At 46.6% G+C, this 2,253-nt stretch carries 1 protein-coding gene and 1 pseudogene; both read right to left on the bottom strand.

Features of this window, described 5'->3' with window-relative positions; all coding sequences use genetic code 11:
• Positions 1-77: 77 nt before the first annotated feature.
• Positions 78-623, bottom strand: a pseudogene (gene ygeQ, locus ABZJ92_RS21540) (protein YgeQ); the annotation flags it as partial.
• A 661-nt stretch (positions 624-1,284) separates the two neighbouring features.
• The coding region (locus ABZJ92_RS21535; protein WP_353748162.1) for a hypothetical protein at positions 1,285-2,253 on the bottom strand (969 nt) is incomplete at its 5' end.

Here is a 2,253-nt window from a genome sequence, read left to right as displayed (position 1 = left end):
TGGCGGCCTCAGTCCGGAACAATTTGAAAACCAGAACCTCGCTTAGGCCTGTGTCCATATTACGTGGGTAGGATCAGAATTCCATCCAGTCGTTTTGGGTTGCTAATGATGTCCTGCATCCGCTTAATCTGGTCGGGCGTAGACATATAACCCCACAGGGTGAGCAGAACCTTTTTTGCGGCTACACTATTTCCTTGGTCTGATACTAATGCCATATAGCCCCATAAACTATCCCTCAGCCAGACAGCATCATAGTGGGTTTCTGCCGCTGTTTTGTCATCTTCGAAAGTAGAAGCAAGAATAAACGTTCCCCAGGGTTTCTCCGTCAACGTTAACTTTCGTGTGTTTTCTGTTAATGTTAGCAATCCTTGAGTTTCGTCTTTGGTATAGTGACTCTTTATTTCATTTTTTAATTTGGCTGAGTGAATCAGAAGACGATAATTAGGATACTTATCTGGATTTAACGATAAATAACTTTTATCTGTTGCTGCCCCCCTGGAATTAAGAATGTTAAATACAGATTCGCTTGTCACTTCTGCCTCTGTCGCCTGGCATGTGCCGCACGAAAATATACCAGCGAGCAGAAGAGTTAATGCAGATTTCCCTTTCATAAAATAATCCATCAATCGTTTGTTAAAAGCGTAGATAACCACTTATTCAACAACTTGAAAATAAGGTATTTTACCTGAGTTGTTACAAAAGGATTGCATTGCGTAAACGCTTTTTATTTACAAAAAAATGGGGAAGTGTTACAGCGATTGCGAAAAGCCTGAAGTGATTGAATTAAGATAATATAGAAAATCAGATACAGCAAAAATGGCAGATTGATCAGGTGAAGATAAATTGGAGCGGGCGAAGGGAGCCTACGACAAATCGAAGACAACCAGCTAACCTATTGTTTCTTAAAGACAGGTGAATCCAGTTGGTTGTAGTGATAGTCACACATTTAGAGATAGAAGGTCAAGACTTGAAGCACGTAATATTCCCTCTAAAGGAATAGAACTCACGGTCTGACTACCCGGCCCTTTTGGTCTGGCTCAGGTCAGGCTATGGGGGCTTTTGGCTCGCTCTTTATATTAGATGAGGTCTCACATTTTTCAGTCAAAACTCATCGTCTAATAGCCCATAGCCAGACCACCAGTCCCAGCTTTAGCAGGAAGACCACGAGATAGACTTTGTGTAGGTCCATTTGGCCCTCCTACTTTCTGTATTCACAAACTAGATTACTAGTACAAAATAAAGGCCAGACATCCAGTTCGGAAGTCTGACCAATAGTCGTTATTGTTAGTTAGCTTCTTTAGTGAAGCTCAGGCGTTTGACTACAGGCAGGACAGCAGTAGCCGAGCCAGTACCCATCTTGATGGTCGTAGCAGCTTCAGCTACAACAAACACCTTGCCGAGAATCTCAAGGTCGTGAGACTGGGAGTCTCCATCACGTGAAAGGACCACAGTAATGCTCTCGCCATCGTGACGGAAGCAACCGAAGCTCAGAGCCGTAAAACGCTTAGCCATCATGAACACGCCACGGTCTTCACCGTTGTAATAGGCGACGTCAGTCCCCAGCATATCGACGATAGCGTCTTCACCACCGAAGCCCTGCTTAGCAGCCAGACGGGAGAGAGCCTTGAGGTGTGACTCATGGGCGATAATGCCGTAGTCAGAAACCTCAGAACCGAAAGAAGACTCCGTGTTCTCGTACAGGGCATCCATGATAGCGTCAGCCTTAGCGGTCAGGCTACCAGTCAGGGCCGGAAGTTCTACGGTCTTCAGCAGCTTTGAGGACTCCAGCACGTCAACCATCTTAGAGTTAATGGTACGAATCACGTTATCGCAGATGTTCAGTGCGTCCTGCTGGAGCGTCCCCTGAGTGAAACCAGTGGTCGACTTCTGGTCCCAAAGCTTTGTTTGGTGAGACACGAGGATCGCCTGTTCAATCGGCTCAACGGTGATTTCAGTGCCAGACGGAGCGGTCACAACTTCAGGTCGCTTACCACCACGGACAGGGACCAGCACAGAGCGGTCAGCCAGAGTGTGAGCAATGATTGGAGTCGGTAAGCTGTTACGGGTCGGCAGGACTTCTACAGGGAACGGGATGTTATCTTGAGCGTCTTTAAGTACACCGTTCAGCATAGCCTTAACAGTCTTAGCTAACTGGAGGGCATAGACCTGAGGGTCGGCGTTAGTCGGCAGACCTTCATTGACCTGAATGTTGTCGGTATCGGTGATGCGTACTGGCTCAATGCCAAACTGGAA

The organism is Shigella sp. FJ200513, assembly GCF_040495915.1.
Taxonomy (GTDB): domain Bacteria; phylum Pseudomonadota; class Gammaproteobacteria; order Enterobacterales; family Enterobacteriaceae; genus ECMA0423.
The sequence above is the reverse complement of the archived record's forward strand: the minus strand, read 5'-3'. Positions and strand labels throughout refer to the sequence as shown.